Genomic DNA, 17,866 nt, shown 5'->3' with positions numbered 1-17,866 from the left:
AGGTTGGGGCTGAGATATATTCTCAACCTCATTTTTTAAAGTGAATAAAGAAAGGTCTATAAAAGACTGAAATGAAAACAACATTTAATTTAATTGCGACTGCTGCGGCGGGTTTGGAAGCTGTAGTTGGGCGTGAAGTAAGAGATTTGGGTTATGATTGTCAAGTTGAAAATGGGCGTGTTCGTTTTCAAGGTGATGTTAAAGCGATTATCCAAACTAACCTGTGGCTAAGAGCTGCAGATAGAATCAAAATCGTTGTGGGAACTTTTCCTGCAAAAATATTTGAAGAACTCTTCCAAGGTGTTTTTGCTCTAGATTGGGAGAACTATCTCCCACTTGGAGCACGTTTCCCAATTGCAAAGGCTAAGTGTGTCAAATCAAAATTACACAATGAGCCAAGTGTGCAGGCGATTTCTAAGAAGGCAGTTGTTAAGAAATTACAAAAACATTATGCACGACCAGAGGGCGTTCCTCTCATGGAAAATGGTCCAGAGTTCAAGATTGAAGTTTCCATTTTGAAAGATGTAGCGACTGTTATGATTGATACAACTGGGTCAAGTCTCTTTAAACGTGGTTACCGTACTGAAAAAGGTGGAGCTCCGATCAAAGAAAATATGGCAGCTGCGATTTTGCAACTTTCTAACTGGTACCCTGATAAGCCTTTGATTGATCCAACCTGTGGTTCGGGAACTTTTTGTATTGAGGCAGCTATGATTGCGCGTAAGATGGCACCAGGTTTGCGTCGTTCCTTTGCCTTTGAAGAATGGAACTGGGTCAGTGACCGCTTGATTCAAGAAGTTCGCACAGAGGCAGCTAAGAAAGTGGATTGTGAGTTGGAACTGGATATTATGGGATGTGATATTGATGCTCGCATGGTGGAAATTGCTAAGGCCAATGCCCAGGCAGCAGGGGTTGCAGGAGATATTACCTTTAAGCAGATGCGCGTGCAGGATTTACGTTCCGATAAGATCAATGGGGTGATTATCTCTAACCCGCCTTATGGTGAACGCTTGTCAGATGATGCAGGGGTTACCAAGCTCTATGCTGAAATGGGTGAGGTTTTTGAGCCTCTCAAGACGTGGAGTAAATTTATCCTGACTAGTGATGAAGCCTTTGAAAGCAAATATGGTAGTCAGGCGGACAAAAAACGAAAACTCTACAATGGTACTTTGAAAGTTGATTTATATCAATATTTTGGTCAACGTGTCAAAAGAAATTTGACAGATTAGAAAGGAGTTGCCATGGATCCAAAGGATAAAAAAGAAGAGTTGTTAGAACCTGAGAAAATATCTCAGGAACCTCAGTTTGATTTTGAGGAAGCTAAGGATCTAACGGTTGGACAAGTTATTCGAAAAAATGAAGAAATCGAAGCAGGAGTAACTCCTGATGATACGATTTTGGACAAATACATTAAACAACACCGTGAAGAAATCGAAGCTGATAAATTTACTAACATTCAGGCGAAGAAAGAGGAACTTCGAAGTCTAGATGATTTGCTTCAAGACGCCAAAGAAACAATTGATGAAGAGGTTGAACCAGTAGAAGAAGTCCCTGACTTAGAGATTGATGCTGAAGAAGAGGAAGTAGTAATGGAAGAATTTCTCCTTCCACCCCTTGAAGAAACCTTGGTTATGGATAAAAATCTAGTGGAACCTGTAACTGAGCACTTTGTTGCAGAGGATGAAGAAGCTTTGCAAGAGGAACATCAATCCTTATCTCGCTCTGCTCAAGCAGAAGATGAGCCACAACGAAAAAAACTGTGGTTCATCTTGTCAGCTCTTTTAGCGATTATTGTCTTGATTATTGGGGGTAGCTACTACGTTTATCGTCAGATTACGCGTTCTTCCCAAGAAATTCAGTCTCAGTCATCTGATGCAGGTTTGGTAAGTAATCAAGCAATTCTCAATCAATTTAACAGTCTCTATGATACTTTTTATACTGATGAGAATAAAACTGCCCTAAAAAATAGTCAGTTTAGTCAGCTGAGTCAGCTCAAAGAGCTTTTAGATAAACTTGAGGGAGCTAGTGAGCATACTCTTGCCAAATCAAAATACGATAGTCTTGAAACACAAATCAAAGCGGTACAAGATGTTAATGCTCAATTTGAAACACCAGCTATTACAGATGGTGTTCTAAATACCAATGCTAAAGTAAAGGCAGATGCTAAATTTACCGAAGTTAAGACAGGGAATACTGAAATTGATAAACTGCTAGCTAAGGCTATTAGTCTCGGTAAGAGCCAAATTTCAAGTTCTACAAGCTCAAGCAGTAGTCAGTCAAGTTCATCAAGCCAAGCAGAGTCAAGTTCTGCAACTGAAAGCAATGCTAGCAGCTCTGCTAATGCATCAACTTCAGCGGGTGAAACAGCCTCAGCAAGTAATATCCTAAATAGTGGACTAGCAAGCAATGGTGTGAACCTACAAAGAAGTGTCAGTCGAGTACCGTACAATCAAGCCGCTGTAAGTGATAGTAGTGATCCTGCTTGGACTTTTGCAGATGGTGTCCTTGAACGCATTCTTGAGACTTCGCGTGCGCGTGGCTACATTACAGGCAACCAATATATTTTGGAACCTGTGAATATTGTTAATGGCAATGGCTACTATAATCTTTATAAACCAGATGGTACCTATCTCTTTACCCTTAATTGTAAGACAGGTTACTTTGTAGGGAATGGCTCTGGACATGCGGATGATTTAGACTACTAGTCAAATTGTTACAAAATTCTTTCTTTTCACAGATAAACATGATAAAATAAAACATATTAAACAAGAGGAGTGTCACATGACAAAAGCTAACTTTGGTGTTGTTGGTATGGCCGTAATGGGTCGTAACCTTGCCCTTAATATTGAATCTCGTGGTTATACAGTTGCTATTTATAACCGTAGTAAAGAAAAAACTGAAGATGTGATTGCTTGCCACCCTGATAAAAACTTCGTGCCAAGCTATGATATCGAAAGCTTCGTAAACTCAATTGAAAAACCACGTCGTATCATGCTTATGGTACAAGCAGGACCTGGTACAGATGCGACCATCCAAGCCCTTCTTCCACACTTGGATAAAGGTGATATCTTGATCGATGGAGGGAATACTTTCTACAAAGATACCATCCGTCGTAATGAAGAATTGGCGAACTCAGGTATCAACTTTATCGGTACAGGTGTTTCTGGTGGTGAAAAAGGTGCCCTTGAAGGTCCTTCTATCATGCCTGGGGGACAAAAAGAAGCTTATGACTTGGTAGCAGATGTTCTTGAAGAAATCTCTGCAAAAGCTCCAGAAGATGGTAAACCATGTGTAACTTACATCGGTCCTGATGGAGCTGGTCACTATGTAAAAATGGTCCACAATGGGATCGAGTACGGTGATATGCAATTGATCGCAGAAAGCTACGATCTTATGCAACACTTGCTTGGCCTCTCTGCAGAAGACATGGCTGAAATCTTTACTGAGTGGAACAAGGGTGAATTGGACAGCTACTTGATTGAAATCACTGCTGATATCCTTGGACGCAAAGACGATGAAGGTCAAGACGGACCAATTGTAGACTACATCTTGGATGCTGCAGGAAACAAAGGAACTGGTAAATGGACTAGCCAATCATCCCTTGACCTTGGTGTGCCATTGTCACTCATCACTGAGTCAGTATTTGCCCGTTACATCTCTACTTACAAAGAAGAACGTGTTCATGCCAGCAAGGTGCTTCCAAAACCAGCTGCTTTCAAATTTGAAGGCGACAAGGCTGAATTGATTGAAAAAATCCGCCAAGCCCTTTACTTCTCAAAAATCATCTCATACGCACAAGGTTTTGCGCAATTGCGTGTAGCTTCTAAAGAAAACAACTGGAACTTGCCATTTGCGGACATCGCATCTATCTGGCGCGATGGATGTATCATCCGTTCACGTTTCTTGCAAAAGATTACAGATGCTTACAACCGTGATGCAGATCTTGCTAACCTTCTTTTGGATGAGTACTTCTTGGACGTAACTGCTAAGTACCAACAATCTGTTCGTGATATCGTAGCTCTTGCTGTTCAAGCTGGTGTACCAGTACCAACATTCTCAGCAGCTATCACTTACTTTGACAGCTACCGTTCAGCTGATCTTCCAGCGAACTTGATCCAAGCACAACGTGACTACTTTGGTGCCCACACTTACCAACGTAAAGATAAAGAAGGAACCTTCCACTACTCTTGGTATGACGAAAAATAAGTAGGTCAGCCATGGGGAAACGGATTTTATTACTTGAGAAAGAAAGAAATCTAGCTCATTTTTTAAGTCTGGAACTCCAAAAAGAGCAATACCGAGTTGATCAGGTAGAAGAGGGCCAAAAAGCCCTCTCCATGGCTCTTCAGACAGACTATGACTTGATTTTATTGAATGCTCATCTAGGGGATATGACAGCCCAGGATTTTGCAGATAAGTTGAGTCGAACCAAGCCAGCTGCGGTGATCATGGTCTTGGACCATCGAGAAGAATTGCAAGACCAACTTGAAACAATCCAGCGTTTCGCTGTTTCATACATCTATAAACCAATCATTATCGATGATTTGGTCAGTCGTATTTCAGCTATCTTCCGAGGTCGAGATTTCATCGACCAACACTGTAGTCAGATGAAAGTTCCGACAGCTTATCGCAATCTGCGTATGGATGTTGAACATCATACCGTCTATCGTGGCGAGGAGATGATTGCTCTGACACGTCGTGAATATGACCTCTTAGCTACCCTTATGGGAAGTAAGAAGGTTTTAACTCGTGAGCAATTGCTGGAAAGAGTTTGGAAGTATGAAAGTGCGACCGAAACCAATATCGTGGATGTCTATATCCGTTATCTACGTAGCAAGCTGGATGTAAAAGGTCAGAAAAGCTACATTAAAACCGTGCGTGGTGTTGGTTATACCATGCAAGAATAGAAAAGCAGTTGCAGTTTTGTAACTGCTTTTTTAATATTTAAACAAGGACAATCGTTTTTCTTAATTAAAATCATAAATATATCCCTTGCTTTGTGAAACTGAAAGGAAACAATCGCTTTTTTTGTGAAAATATAATAAAATAGAAAGGAATGAAGTTCTAAAATTTTATCTAGAAACAGATGATTTTCATCTGATAGTAGGATTAAATGACAAAAGAAGTTGGTGTCGGTCAGGCACATAGTAAAATTATCTTAATCGGAGAGCATGCAGTTGTTTATGGCTACCCAGCCATTTCTTTACCTCTTTTAGAGGTTGAAGTGACTTGTCGGGTGGTTCCAGCAGCGACACCATGGCGTCTGTTTGAAGAGGACACCTTGTCTATGGCTGTTTATGCTTCTCTCGAGTATTTAAATATCCAGGATGCTTGCATCCGTTGTCAAATTGACTCGGCTATTCCTGAAAAACGTGGAATGGGTTCTTCAGCAGCCATTAGTATTGCGGCCATTCGTGCAGTATTTGATTATTACCAAGCAGAACTTCCACATGACGTGTTAGAAATTTTGGTCAATCGGGCGGAGATGATTGCCCATATGAATCCTAGTGGTTTGGATGCCAAGACCTGTCTTAGTGACCAACCTATCCGTTTTATCAAGAATGTTGGTTTTGAAGAATTAACCATGGATTTATCAGCTTTTCTGGTCATTGCAGATACTGGAGTTTATGGACATACTCGTGAAGCTATCCAGGTCGTGCAGAGTAAAGGTAAGGAAGCTTTACCATTCTTGCATGCACTGGGAGAATTGACCCAAGAAGCAGAAGAAGCAATAAAAACAAAAGATGCCGTGAAGCTGGGAGAGATTCTTACCAAAGCTCATGGAAATCTAAAGGAAATTGGAGTTAGTAGCCCTGAGGCAGATGCCTTGGTTGAAACTGCTCTCGATCATGGTGCTCTAGGTGCCAAGATGAGTGGTGGTGGTCTAGGAGGCTGTATCATCGCCTTGGTTGCTAATGAGAGCCAAGCGCAAGAACTAGCAGAAAGATTAGAAGAGAAAGGAGCTGTTCAGACATGGATCGAAAGCCTGTAACAGTACGTTCCTATGCCAATATTGCTATTATCAAATATTGGGGTAAGAAAGCAGAAAAAGAGATGGTTCCTGCGACTAGCAGTATCTCTCTAACCTTAGAAAATATGTATACGGAGACGACACTTTCACCTTTACCAGCAGATGCAAGCTCGGATGCTTTCTACATCAATGGTCAGTTGCAAAACGAAGCTGAGCATGTCAAGATGGGTAAAATCATTGACCGCTACCGTCCTGAAGGAGCAGGTTTTGTTCGTATCGATACCAAGAACAATATGCCAACAGCAGCAGGCCTTTCTTCAAGTTCCAGTGGTTTATCTGCCCTGGTCAAAGCTTGTAATGCCTATTTCCAATTAGGATTAGATCGTAAAGAGTTGGCCTTAGAAGCTAAATTTGCATCGGGTTCTTCATCTCGTAGTTTTTATGGACCTTTGGCAGCTTGGGACAAGGATAGTGGAGAGATTTATCCAGTCGAGACTGACCTGAAACTGGCTATGATTATGTTGGTTTTAGAAGACCAGAAAAAACCAATCTCTAGTCGGGATGGTATGAAACTCTGTGTGGAAACTTCGACAACATTTGATGAGTGGATTCGTCAGTCTGAGAAAGACTACAAGGATATGCTGGTCTATCTCAAGGAAAATGACTTTGAGAAAGTTGGAGTATTAACAGAAAAGAACGCTCTCGCAATGCATGCTACGACAAAAACTGCAAATCCGCCGTTCTCATATCTGACAGATGCGAGTTATGAGGCTATGGATTTTGTTCGTCAGCTTAGGGAACAAGGAGAATCTTGTTACTTCACCATGGATGCGGGGCCTAATGTAAAGGTTCTTTGTTTAGAAAAAGACTTGGAACATCTATCAAAACTTTTAGGTCAACGCTATCGCTTAATCGTTTCAAAAACAAAGGATTTGAGCCAAGATGACGATTGTTAAAACTTGTGGGAAGCTCTATTGGGCTGGGGAGTATGCCATTTTAGAACCAGGACAGTTGGCGCTAATAAAAGCCATCCCCATCTATATGACGGCTGAGATTAAAACATCTGATGCTTATCGACTCTACTCAGATATGTTTACATATAGTGTAGATATGCGACCGGATTCTTCTTATGCTTTTATTCAAGAAACAGTTGCCTTGGTGGAGGAGTATCTGACTGATCAAGGGGTTGACTTGCAGCCATTTTCCTTAGATATTCGCGGGAAAATGGAACGTGAGGGCAAGAAGTTTGGTCTGGGTTCTAGTGGTAGCGTCGTTGTATTGGTTATCAAGGCTATGCTTGCTTTCTATGAAAGACCAGCTGAAAGAGACCTCTTGTTTAAACTGGCGAGTGCAGTCCTTCTCAAACGTGGAGACAATGGTTCCATGGGGGATATTGCCTGTATCGTTTCAGAAGACCTAGTCCTCTATCAGTCGTTTGACCGTGAGAAAGTGGCACAATGGCTAGAAAAAGAAGACTTGCCAACTGTATTAGCACGTGATTGGGGATTTTCTATTTCTAGTATTAAACCGACCTTGACATTTGACTTTCTGGTTGGTTGGACCAAAGAAGTAGCTGTCTCTAGTCACATGGTCAAGCAAATTAAGGATAATATGAACGCTAGCTTCTTGCAGGCTTCGAAAGAAATTGTAGCTAACTTGATGAAGGATTTGGAGGTAGGTCAAGAAGAAACCGTTATTGACTTGCTAGAACAAGCTAGCCAACTCTTAGAAGGCTTGAGTTCAGATATTTACACACCTTCGCTCAGACAATTAAAAGATGCAAGCAGAGACTTAAAAGCCGTCGCTAAAAGTAGTGGTGCTGGTGGTGGAGACTGTGGAATAGCCCTCAGTTTTGACCAAGATTCGACCACATTACTGAAAAAACGCTGGGCTAATCTAGGGATTGAGCTCTTGTATCAAGAAAGGATAGGACATGACGACGAATCGGAAGGATGAGCACATCCGCTATGCCCTTGAACAAAAAAGTTCTTATAATAGTTTTGATGAGGTGGAGTTAATCCACTCCTCACTACCCTTATACGACATAGATGAGATCGATCTTTCGACAGAATTTGCAGGGCGTAAATGGGACTTTCCTTTTTATATAAATGCCATGACAGGCGGTAGTGATAAGGGCAGAGAAATTAATCAAAAATTGGCTCAGGTGGCAGATGCTTGTGGGATTTTATTTGTGACAGGTTCCTACAGCGCTGCCCTAAAGGATCCATCAGATGACTCTTTCTCCGTCAAAACTAGTCACCCTAACCTTCTACTTGGAACCAATATTGGCTTGGATAAGTCTGTTGAACTGGGGCTACAAACGGTCAAAGAGATGAATCCCCTTCTATTGCAAGTCCATGTTAATGTTATGCAGGAATTACTCATGCCAGAAGGTGAACGTCAATTTAGATTATGGCAAAGCAATCTGAAAGATTATGCTAATCAAATCTCAGTTCCTCTTGTTTTAAAAGAAGTCGGCTTTGGCATGGATGTGAAGACCATTGCTAAGGCGTACGAGATGGGGATACGTACGGTTGATTTGTCTGGCCGTGGCGGAACTAGCTTTGCCTATATCGAAAACCGTCGCAGTGGTCAACGGGACTACCTCAATGATTGGGGGCAATCGACCATGCAAACCCTTCTAAATGCCCAAGACTGGAAAGATAAGATGGAGCTTCTGGTAAGCGGAGGTGTTCGCAATCCACTAGACATCATCAAATGCTTGGTCTTTGGAGCCAAGGCGGTTGGACTCTCACGCACCATGTTAGAGTTAGTTGAAAACTACCCAGTGGATGTCGTTATTTCTATTGTTGAAGGCTGGAAGGAAGAACTACGTCTGATTATGTGTGCCCTTAATTGTGCAAGGATTAAGGATTTGCAGCAGGTCGACTATCTCCTGTATGGAAAATTAAAAGAAGCAAAAGATCAACTATAAGGAGGTCGGGATTTTGGTCCCGGTCTTTTTATCATTCCTCAGACTGATGTGACTTTTTGGTTTTGTGATACAATAAAATAGAGAGGACGGTTACATGCGAAAATTTCAAATTTTTCTATTTATTGAAGCTTGTTTATTAACAGGAGCTCTGATTATGATGGTATCAGAGCATTTTCCCCGTTTTCTGCTGATCTTGCTCTTGTTTTTACTGCTGATTCGATACTATACCGGAAGACAGGGGAATAACCTCATATTAGTGGCAGTGAGCATCCTATTTTTCTTTATCATCATGCTCAATCCCTTTGTCATTATGGCTATCTTTGTGGCCTTGATATACAGCCTGTTCTTGCTTTATCCTATGATGAACCAGGAAAGAGAAGATACCAATCTGATTTTTGAAGAAGTTGTGACGGTGAAGAGGGAGAAAAATCGCTGGTTTGGGAATCTCCACCACTTTTCAAGCTACCAGACTTGCCGCTTTGATGATATCAACCTTTTTCGTCTCATGGGGAAGGATACCATTCATCTAGAGCACGTGATTTTGAGCAATCATGATAATGTCATCATCTTGAGAAAGCTAGTCGGCACTACTAGAATTATTGTACCAGTGGATGTAGAAGTCAGTCTTAGTGTTAATTCTCTGTACGGAGATTTAACCTTCTTTGACCAGCCTAAGCGAGCTTTGCGGAATGAACAATTCCATCAAGAAACCAGGGATTATCTCAAGAGTCCCAAGAGTGTCAAGATTCTTTTGACAACTATGGTTGGAGATGTTGAGGTGGTGCGCGGATGAAAAAACAGCCCTATATTTTAATTGGTCTCACCTCATTTCTCTTTGTTGTCTTTCTCTTTCGAAGCATTTTTAAGGTTCTGGATTTAGAGTGGACTTCTCTCTTCCAAGATTTAGAAAAGACAGAAAAAGTCCTATTTCTGGCTTTAATGTTTAGTGCTGCCTTGGCCTTTTTATTAGTCCTATTCTGGACAATTGTTGATGAAATTTCAAAAAGAAGAATCCAAGCAAATCTCAAACGTCTGCTAGCTGGTAAAGATATTGAAAGTCTGGGAGATGCTGATTTAGACGCAAGTTTTAGAAACTTGTCAGGAAAGCTTGGTTTGTTGACAGAAGCTATTCAAAAAGCAGACAATCAGGCCTTGGTCAAAGAAGAAGAAATTATTGAAAAGGAGCGCAAGCGAATCGCGCGTGATTTACATGATACGGTCAGCCAAGAAATTTTTGCTGCCCATATGATTTTATCTGGGCTCAGCCAACAAGCTTCTAAATTAGACAGAGAGAAGATGCAAACTCAGCTTCATAGTGTGACTGCTATTCTAGAAACAGCCCAAAGAGATTTGCGAATTCTGCTTTTGCATTTACGACCGATAGAATTAGAACAAAAGAGCTTGGTGGAGGGCATTCAGTTGCTTCTCAAAGAATTGGAAGAAAAAAGTGAGCTGAAGGTAAGCTTTAAATGTCAGGTAACTGCATTACCTAAAAAGATTGAAGAACATATTTTCCGGATTGTCCAAGAATTGATTAGTAATACACTTCGTCATGCACAAGCTTCATGTCTAGATGTTTACCTTTATCAAACGGAAACGGAATTACAGTTGAAGGTTGCAGACAATGGTCGTGGTTTTCAGCTGGATGATGTTGATGAACTGAGTTATGGTTTGCGAAATATCAAAGAACGAGTGGAAGATATGGCTGGGACTATACAATTATTAACAGCTCCCAAGCAAGGTTTGGCAGTGGATATTCGCATTCCCTTGCTTGATTTGGATAGATAAGAGGAAGTAAGATGAAACTATTATTGGTAGATGACCACCAAATGGTGCGTCTGGGTTTAAAAAGTTATTTTGAACTACAAGATGATGTAGAGGTTGTAGGAGAAGCAACCAATGGCGCGGAGGGAATTTCTATGGCCTTGGAGCTTCGGCCAGATGTGATTGTCATGGATATTGTTATGCCTGAAGTCAACGGAATTGACGCAACTCTAGCTATTCTCAAAGAATGGCCAGAGGCTAAAATCTTGATTGTGACCTCTTACTTAGACAATGAAAAAATCATGCCAGTCTTAAATGCTGGGGCTAGGGGATATATGCTCAAAACTTCTAGCGCGGACGAATTGCTGCACGCTGTTCGTAAGGTGGCGGCTGGAGAGTTGGCTATTGAACAAGAGGTGAGTAAAAAGGTAGAATACAATCGCAATCATATTGAACTTCATGAGGACTTAACTGCGCGTGAACGGGATGTCCTTCAACTAATTGCTAAGGGTTATGAAAATCAGCGTATCGCCGATGAATTGTTCATTTCCCTCAAAACTGTAAAAACTCATGTATCTAACATTTTAGCGAAGCTTCAGGTTAGCGACCGCACCCAGGCAGCAGTTTATGCCTTTCAGCATCACTTGGTAGGCCATGAGGATTTTTAGATGAGTTTAGCAGATTTACTTGTGGAGCTAGAAGCGGCAAAAGATCCGAAAAAGGCAGGGCCTATGGAAGCCTATATGCGCCAGCAATTTTCCTTTCTAGGTATTGCGGCACCTGAAAGAAATGCGCTCTATAGAAAATACTTTCCAAGCGAGAAAAAAACAAAGATCATCGATTGGGATTTTGTGGACACTTGCTGGGAAAAGGAGCCAAGAGAATACCAGTATGTGGGCGCCAACTATTTGAAAGCCATGCAATCTTATCTAACAGAGAGCGATTTGCCTAAGCTTGAGCGTCTGGTCGTGACCAAATCTTGGTGGGATACGATAGATATTCTAGATCGAGTAGTAGGGAGTTTGGTGTATGACAATCCAGAACTGGGAGAAATCATCCTCCAATGGAGCCTATCAGACAATATCTGGCTGAGACGAGTCGCTATTGATCACCAGTTGTTAAGAAAAGCCAAAACGAATGTCCGACTGATGGAAAAAATCCTACTAAACAATCTGGACCAGACAGAATTTTTTATCAATAAAGCCATCGGCTGGGCTCTAAGAGACTACTCTAAGACCAATCCAGAATGGGTAGCAAGTTTCATCGAAAAAAACAAGGAAAGAATGGCTGAACTTAGTATCAAAGAAGCAAGCAAGTACCTCAAACAGCCCTAAAAACTCATGTCTGACCAGAAAAAACCATAATAGGCGGTAGCTAGTAGAACTTGTTAACAACAAGATAGTAGAGAGTATCATCTCGAGAAAGATGTCTGTCAAATAAACCTAGCGCTGTTGTTCAGACTGCAAAAAGAGACAAATGATTTAGACCAGTAAGTTAGAGGACTAATACTCAATGAAAATCAAAGAGCAAACTAGGAAGCTAGCCGCAGGTTGCTCAAAGCACTGCTTTGAGGTTGTAGATAGAACTGACGAAGTCAGCTCAAAACACTGTTTTGAGGTTGTGGATAGAACTGACGAAGTCAGTAACCATACCTACGGCAAGGTGAAGCTGACGTGGTTTGAAGAGATTTTCGAAGAGTATAAGTCCTTTTATAGTGGGTTGAATCTAGAATAGTACACTATGACTGCTAAAAAATATTTCTAGAAGTGTTCTAGAATCCGTAGCGTACTATTCTAGGTTCAATCTACTATATTTGACTCTAGCAGGTGTAATCGATGGCATCCCTCGGTGCTATCTCATATTTTTACAAGAAAACACCATTTTAAGCCTATAAAATCAAAAAGAGCAGAAATTTTCAGTGTGCGATCACCTATAGTATAGGATTTATTAAAAACTCTTCCCTTAGCTTCTTAGAACATAAGAAGATTCATTGATTGACTGGTAAATTAAAAATAGATACTTGGACTAGCAGCTTTCTTAAGTGGTTTGTCAATAAAAAGTGTAGGTTGATTTTTCTTGAGTAGTAAAAGATTCAAGAAAATTTAGGGTCACTCCTGTTCTTTGATAAAAACTCCATTCATATATTTTTTCTTTCATTCTGAAAACTTAGTGTAAATTTTCTGTTTTTTTGAAATTTTGTGTCTTAAAAGGTCCAGTGAAGAAAACTATGTGTGTAGAATCTGATTTTACTGAATTTTTAGATAACTATATTAAGTTATAAAAGACATTATATATGTAGTTTTTGGTTTATAAAATACTTGAAAGTTCAAAAGTTCTTTTAATTGACTATTTTCTAAAAGAGATGTATAATTGAACTGTATGTAAAAGACATGCAGTTATTTTAAAAAAAGGAGATAATGTAATGTATTTTAATCGTAAAAATGCAGAGCAGAAGAACTGGCGAATGATCAAAAAAGGAAAACATTTCTTGTTTGGTTGTTCGCTTGTCTTTGCAGTTGGTGCAGCCTTGGTAGCTCCAACGGTTAAGGCCGACACAGCTGATACTGGGGAGGTAGAGACTAAAACTGCCAACTCAGCTGCTGAAGCAAGCTCTAGTGACGAAGTAGGAACGTATAAAGCACCAGCAGTGGAGGTGTCAACAACTTCACCTGTGGTTGCTGAAAATCCTACAAGTTCAGAAGCTACTTCAGCAAAAACAGCTAAGGAAGCAGATGGAGTTCAGCTTCCTTCATTGACAGTAGTTGCAAATTCTTCAGCTTTGACAGATGAAGAAAAAGCAAATGTAGTGGAAGCTGTTAAGGGGGAAAATCCTACTGCGACTGATGTTCAAATCCAAGCAGACGGATCAGTAGTTGTGACTTTTGCAGATGGTTCAAGTGCAAACTTGTCAGCAGCTCAAACTGTCAAAGTGGCAGCTCCAGCAGAAACTTCAGCCACTCAACCTAAGTCAAGAAGCCGTCGAGCAGCAGGACAAGAACGTGCTCAAGATCGCTCTATGGAAGGGCAGGATATTAAGTTCGAATACAAGGGTGGTAAAAAAATTGAGAACGGAGATCCAACTCAGCGTGCCAAGATCGAGTACAGACAGCTGGATGACTATGAAGTTGTCAATGGGAAAACAGTACCTACTGACCCATCTGGTCAAGGACGTCCAGTCTTGGAATGGACGGTAACCTTTAACGAGGCTCAATACGATAAAGCAGGTGCCTTCTGGTATTTCTCAATTCCTAAAAACGTATCTGACCCATATAATGTAGTAACAGAGTATGATGGCGTTTATAATACTCGAACTGAATGGAGTAATGGTAACGGAAACGCAAAAGCAGAAGGTACGCAGTATATTTATGATAACAGTCAGGTTGAGAAATATGTAATAGGTACTACTGGTGACAGTGAATACAATAAGATTCCTGGTTTGAACGGTGTCAAGGATAACTCTAAGAAACTCTACCTTCTTGATACAAGTATTTATTCAGGTATTCGCAAGTTCACTGTTCGTTACCGTACAGTGGTTGAAGACCCATCACAAACGATTTCTTATATTGCAGGTGTGCAATCTGTAAAAAACTTAGCGATGTACAACTGGTATGCGATCTCAGGTAAGTATGACAAGCAGTTGGTTAGTCAGGTTGATGCACCAAGTGTGACTCCAAACTTGAGCAAAACTTCTGTTAATGTTCCTGTTCAAACAGTAGCTTCAACTTCAAGCACTCTTTCAGGAACAGGGGTTCCAGGTGCAACTATCAAGCTTTATGTAGATGGTCAGGAGCAAAATATCGGAAATGTCACTGTTGACAGCGCTGGAAACTGGACTACTGGTGAGCTTCCAACAGCCTTGAACAACAACCAAGGTGATGGTACAACTATTAAACCACGTCAACTAGTACAGGTGAGTCAAACTGTCAACGGTACTGAAAGTGGCCGTCGTACAGTACCAGTATCTGTCGGTGTGACAACTGTTGAACCTTCAAGCTTGTCTACTAATCAAGACGCTGTTATTGCAGGACAAAAAGAAGTGACTCTTAAGGTTCCTCACGATGCAGGGATCGCTTACTTCCGCTACACAGATACTTCAGGTCAAGTTCTAGAAATCCCAGTTAAACGTGACAGTACCTCAGCTGCATGGACATCACAAAAATCAGACAAAGCAACTGTCAAATCAGTTGAGCACGGTAAGTTCCAAGACACGATTGTCCTTACAATGGCTGACAAGATTGCAGGTGTTGAAGTAGCAGCTATTTCAAACGTGGTAGAAGGTGGTTTCTCAAGTGTGGCTGACTGGCAATCACGCTCAGTAGAAAACCAAGCTCCAACTATTGCATCAGCAGTTGAAGGAAACACAAAAACTGTTCAACAAGGTGCTCAACTTGACCTTGCATCTCTTGTTACAGTAGCAGATAAAGAAGATGATGCCCAAGCAACCCTAGGTGATAAGGTTCATGCTGAAGTTGTCTCAGTAAATGGAAACACTGCAACTAAGACAGTTGATACAAATACCCAAGGCACTTACACAGTTAAGTATAAAGCTGTTGATAGCCAAGGTAAAGAGTCAGGTGAGATTGAAGTTACTGTAGTTGTAACTCCAGCACGTGAAAACGTAGCTCCAACAGTAGAGATTCCTTACTCAGATCCAGCTCCAAACAAAAAAGAAGTTTATCTTTATACTGGTGAAGATGCAGATGTTGATATCACATTTAATGACGATTCTGGAAAAATTAAATCAGCTTCACTTAAAAAAGGTGGAAATATTGCCCTAAATAATATTGATGGGAATCCAGATAAACAAGATAATGAATATGGATACACTGTAACAGCAATTAATTCTGAAACAGCTACGCCTGCGAAAATTAAAGTAACAGGACAAGTTTCTGGCATATCGGCAGAAAAATTACCGAAAACAGAAAACGATTCTTTAGATCTTGTAACGCGTTTTGCAACTGCAACTGATACTGATGGAGAATTAATCAATAATACTGCGGTAAAAACTAAGAAAAATGGAGAGGTTGTTGGTTCTTACTTAACCGACCCAGGTGCAGTAACTTTCGTATTAAAAGCACAAACTAAGAAATATGATATTAAGGTTCCAGAGGAAAAACTTCCTGTAGCAGATGCTAATAATGTTACTGATAAAGAGTTTGAGAAAATTAAAGAGAAAGTTAAAGTTGAATATTCTCAAAACAATCCAGATGCACGTTTAGCTGACAAAAAAGGTCAAGAAGTAGAAGATGCTTCAAAAGTTGTTGATAAAGTAGAAAAAGATGGCAACAATGTTGTTGTAACCTATAAAGATGGTTCTAAAGATACAAAACCATTGACTGATTTTGCACGTACGAATGTTGCTCCAACAGTAGAGATTCCATATTCAGATCCAGCTCCAAACAAAAAAGAAGTTTATCTTTATACTGGTGAAGATGCAGACGTTGATATCACATTTAGCGACGATTCTGGAAAAATTAAATCAGCTTCACTTAAAAAAGGTGGAAATATTGCCTTAAATAATATTGATGGTAATCCAGATAAACAAGATAATGAATATGGATATACTGTGACAGCAATTAATTCTGAAACTGCTACACCTGCAAAAATTAAAGTAACAGGTCGAGTTTCAGGTTTAGAAGATAGACTTCCAAAAACAGAAAACGACTCTTTAGAGCTTGTAACACGTTATGCAACAGCAACAGATACAGATGGTGCAGAGATTTCTAATAATGCAACCAAAACTAAGAAAAATGGAGAGGTTGTTGGTTCTTACTTAACTGATCCAGGTGCAGTAACTTTCGTATTAAAAGCACAAACTAAGAAATATGATATCAAAACTCCAGCATCGGCTGATAAAGTAACCGTATCAGATGCTAGCAATGTTACTGATAAAGAGTTTGAAAAAATTAAAGAGAAAGTTAAAGTTGAATATTCTCAAAACAATCCAGATGCACGTTTAGCTGACAAAAAAGGTCAAGAAGTAGAAGATGCTTCAAAAGTTGTTGATAAAGTAGAAAAAGATGGAAATAATGTTGTTGTAACCTATAAAGATGGTTCTAAAGATACAAAACCATTGTCTGAATTTGTAAACGTAGCTCCAAAAGTAGAAGTTCCATACTCAAATGAAGCTAATAAACAAATCTATGTTTATACAGGTGAAAACACTGATCTAACTTTCAAAGGTACAGATGAAAAAGAAGTTAAAGATCTTTACCTACGTGGACCTGGAGATGTTTCATGGAATAACGCGAATAAATATGGATTTACAACAGGTAAAGTTGAAAATGGCGCAGTGACTGGAGAAGGTTCAGTATCTGAAGATAAGACATCAGCTACTATCAAGATGACTGGTACTACAAACCTTAAAGCTGGTCAAGAGTGGACAAGTTTTATCGTTTCTAAAGACAACAATGGCGAACTTTCAAACACTGATTACAGAGCGCTAGATGTAGATCCTAACGCTAAAGAAAAACCAGGATATGTTCGATTTGTAGTTAAAAATCAAACATCTAAATACGATATAGCAACTCCAGCTCCAGCTGATAAAGTTGAAGTAGCAGATCCAACTAAGGTAACAGACGCTGAGTTAGATAAAATCAAAGAAAAACTGCAAATTGAGTATGCTCAAACTAATGATGATGCCAACTTTGCAGACAAAAAAGGTAAAACTGTAGATGCTGAAGATGCTAAGACTAAGATTAAATCAGTCACAAAAGATGACAAAGGAAATCTTGTCGTAACATATACAGATGGTTCAACAGATACAAAACCATTGTCAGAATTTGTAACTAAAAAACCAAGTACACCAGATACAACAGCGCCAGCGAAACCAGTTATCGATACAGACCTTACAGGTAAAGCAGGAACTACAGATCCAGTTGAAGTAACAGCAGAACCAGGATCAACCGTTGAGTTGTTCGACAAAGACGGTAAGAAGATTGGTGAAGGCGTAGCGGACGACAAAGGTAAAGCTACAATCACACCAACAACTGAGATTCCAGAAGGTGGCGTAACAGCTAAAGCAACTGATAAAGCAGGTAATGTATCAGAACCAAGTGATGCTGCGAAAGCAACAACACCATCAACACCAGATACACCAGATACAACAGCGCCAGCGAAACCAGTTATCGATACAGACCTTACAGGTAAAGCAGGAACTACAGATCCAGTTGAAGTAACAGCAGAACCAGGATCAA

General features: G+C 40.2%; 13 protein-coding genes. All 13 read left to right on the top strand.

Going from position 1 to position 17,866, the window contains the following annotated elements; translation table 11 throughout:
- Positions 1 to 71: 71 nt before the first annotated feature.
- The gene (locus RQ973_RS02010; RefSeq protein WP_311522586.1) at positions 72 to 1,229 is read left to right on the top strand and encodes a class I SAM-dependent RNA methyltransferase; all 1,158 of its coding nucleotides are present in this window, start codon (positions 72 to 74) and stop codon (positions 1,227 to 1,229) included.
- Positions 1,230 to 1,241: 12 nt separating this feature from the next.
- Complete coding sequence (locus tag RQ973_RS02005; RefSeq protein ID WP_311522585.1) at positions 1,242 to 2,705, top strand: cell division site-positioning protein MapZ family protein; 1,464 nt, start codon at positions 1,242 to 1,244, stop codon at positions 2,703 to 2,705.
- Positions 2,706 to 2,781: 76 nt separating this feature from the next.
- A complete protein-coding gene (gene gndA, locus RQ973_RS02000) occupies positions 2,782 to 4,206 on the top strand; it encodes an NADP-dependent phosphogluconate dehydrogenase (protein WP_311522583.1) in 1,425 nt (474 codons plus the stop codon).
- Between the two features lie 11 nt (positions 4,207 to 4,217).
- Positions 4,218 to 4,907 carry a response regulator transcription factor gene (locus RQ973_RS01995; protein ID WP_311522582.1) on the top strand — a complete coding sequence of 230 codons (690 nt, stop codon included), beginning with the start codon at positions 4,218 to 4,220 and terminating at the stop codon, positions 4,905 to 4,907.
- 206 nt (positions 4,908 to 5,113) lie between these two features.
- Positions 5,114 to 5,992, top strand: coding sequence for a mevalonate kinase (mvk, locus tag RQ973_RS01990; protein WP_311522581.1), 879 nt, complete (start codon positions 5,114 to 5,116; stop codon positions 5,990 to 5,992).
- Positions 5,974 to 6,927, top strand: a complete 954-nt coding sequence (mvaD, locus tag RQ973_RS01985) for a diphosphomevalonate decarboxylase (protein ID WP_153225676.1) — start codon at positions 5,974 to 5,976, stop codon at positions 6,925 to 6,927. The genes mvk and mvaD overlap by 19 nt, the downstream gene beginning before the upstream one ends.
- The gene (locus RQ973_RS01980; protein ID WP_153225675.1) at positions 6,914 to 7,927 is read left to right on the top strand and encodes a phosphomevalonate kinase; all 1,014 of its coding nucleotides are present in this window, start codon (positions 6,914 to 6,916) and stop codon (positions 7,925 to 7,927) included. Before mvaD ends, RQ973_RS01980 begins: the two co-directional genes overlap by 14 nt.
- Entirely contained in the window at positions 7,905 to 8,906 is a 1,002-nt protein-coding gene (fni, locus tag RQ973_RS01975; protein ID WP_075230533.1) for a type 2 isopentenyl-diphosphate Delta-isomerase, read from the top strand. The genes RQ973_RS01980 and fni overlap by 23 nt, the downstream gene beginning before the upstream one ends.
- 94 nt (positions 8,907 to 9,000) lie before the next feature.
- Positions 9,001 to 9,699: a cell wall-active antibiotics response protein LiaF gene (liaF, locus tag RQ973_RS01970; protein WP_075230534.1), complete on the top strand. Its 699-nt coding sequence runs from the start codon at positions 9,001 to 9,003 to the stop codon at positions 9,697 to 9,699.
- Positions 9,696 to 10,694, top strand: coding sequence for a sensor histidine kinase (locus RQ973_RS01965; protein ID WP_075230535.1), 999 nt, complete (start codon positions 9,696 to 9,698; stop codon positions 10,692 to 10,694). Before liaF ends, RQ973_RS01965 begins: the two co-directional genes overlap by 4 nt.
- An 11-nt stretch (positions 10,695 to 10,705) precedes the next feature.
- Positions 10,706 to 11,338, top strand: a complete 633-nt coding sequence (locus tag RQ973_RS01960; protein ID WP_075230536.1) for a response regulator transcription factor — start codon at positions 10,706 to 10,708, stop codon at positions 11,336 to 11,338.
- Positions 11,339 to 12,004: a DNA alkylation repair protein gene (locus RQ973_RS01955; protein WP_075230537.1), complete on the top strand. Its 666-nt coding sequence runs from the start codon at positions 11,339 to 11,341 to the stop codon at positions 12,002 to 12,004.
- 1,088 nt (positions 12,005 to 13,092) lie between these two features.
- The coding region (locus RQ973_RS01950) for an Ig-like domain-containing protein (RefSeq protein WP_311522580.1) at positions 13,093 to 17,866 on the top strand (4,774 nt) is incomplete at its 3' end.

The sequence above is a fragment of the uncultured Streptococcus sp. genome (assembly GCF_963511325.1).
Taxonomy (GTDB): Bacteria; Bacillota; Bacilli; order Lactobacillales; family Streptococcaceae; genus Streptococcus.
This window is presented reverse-complemented; position numbering and strand designations above follow the sequence as displayed.

Bases quoted from the DNA above. Each gene is read 5' to 3' on its own strand.
- RQ973_RS02010 (WP_311522586.1), top strand. From the start codon at position 72: ATGAAAACAACATTTAATTTAATTGCGACTGCTGCGGCGGGTTTGGAA.
- RQ973_RS02005 (WP_311522585.1), top strand. From the start codon at position 1,242: ATGGATCCAAAGGATAAAAAAGAAGAGTTGTTAGAACCTGAGAAAATA.
- gndA (WP_311522583.1), top strand. From the start codon at position 2,782: ATGACAAAAGCTAACTTTGGTGTTGTTGGTATGGCCGTAATGGGTCGT.
- RQ973_RS01995 (WP_311522582.1), top strand. From the start codon at position 4,218: ATGGGGAAACGGATTTTATTACTTGAGAAAGAAAGAAATCTAGCTCAT.
- mvk (WP_311522581.1), top strand. From the start codon at position 5,114: ATGACAAAAGAAGTTGGTGTCGGTCAGGCACATAGTAAAATTATCTTA.
- mvaD (WP_153225676.1), top strand. From the start codon at position 5,974: ATGGATCGAAAGCCTGTAACAGTACGTTCCTATGCCAATATTGCTATT.
- RQ973_RS01980 (WP_153225675.1), top strand. From the start codon at position 6,914: ATGACGATTGTTAAAACTTGTGGGAAGCTCTATTGGGCTGGGGAGTAT.
- fni (WP_075230533.1), top strand. From the start codon at position 7,905: ATGACGACGAATCGGAAGGATGAGCACATCCGCTATGCCCTTGAACAA.
- liaF (WP_075230534.1), top strand. From the start codon at position 9,001: ATGCGAAAATTTCAAATTTTTCTATTTATTGAAGCTTGTTTATTAACA.
- RQ973_RS01965 (WP_075230535.1), top strand. From the start codon at position 9,696: ATGAAAAAACAGCCCTATATTTTAATTGGTCTCACCTCATTTCTCTTT.
- RQ973_RS01960 (WP_075230536.1), top strand. From the start codon at position 10,706: ATGAAACTATTATTGGTAGATGACCACCAAATGGTGCGTCTGGGTTTA.
- RQ973_RS01955 (WP_075230537.1), top strand. From the start codon at position 11,339: ATGAGTTTAGCAGATTTACTTGTGGAGCTAGAAGCGGCAAAAGATCCG.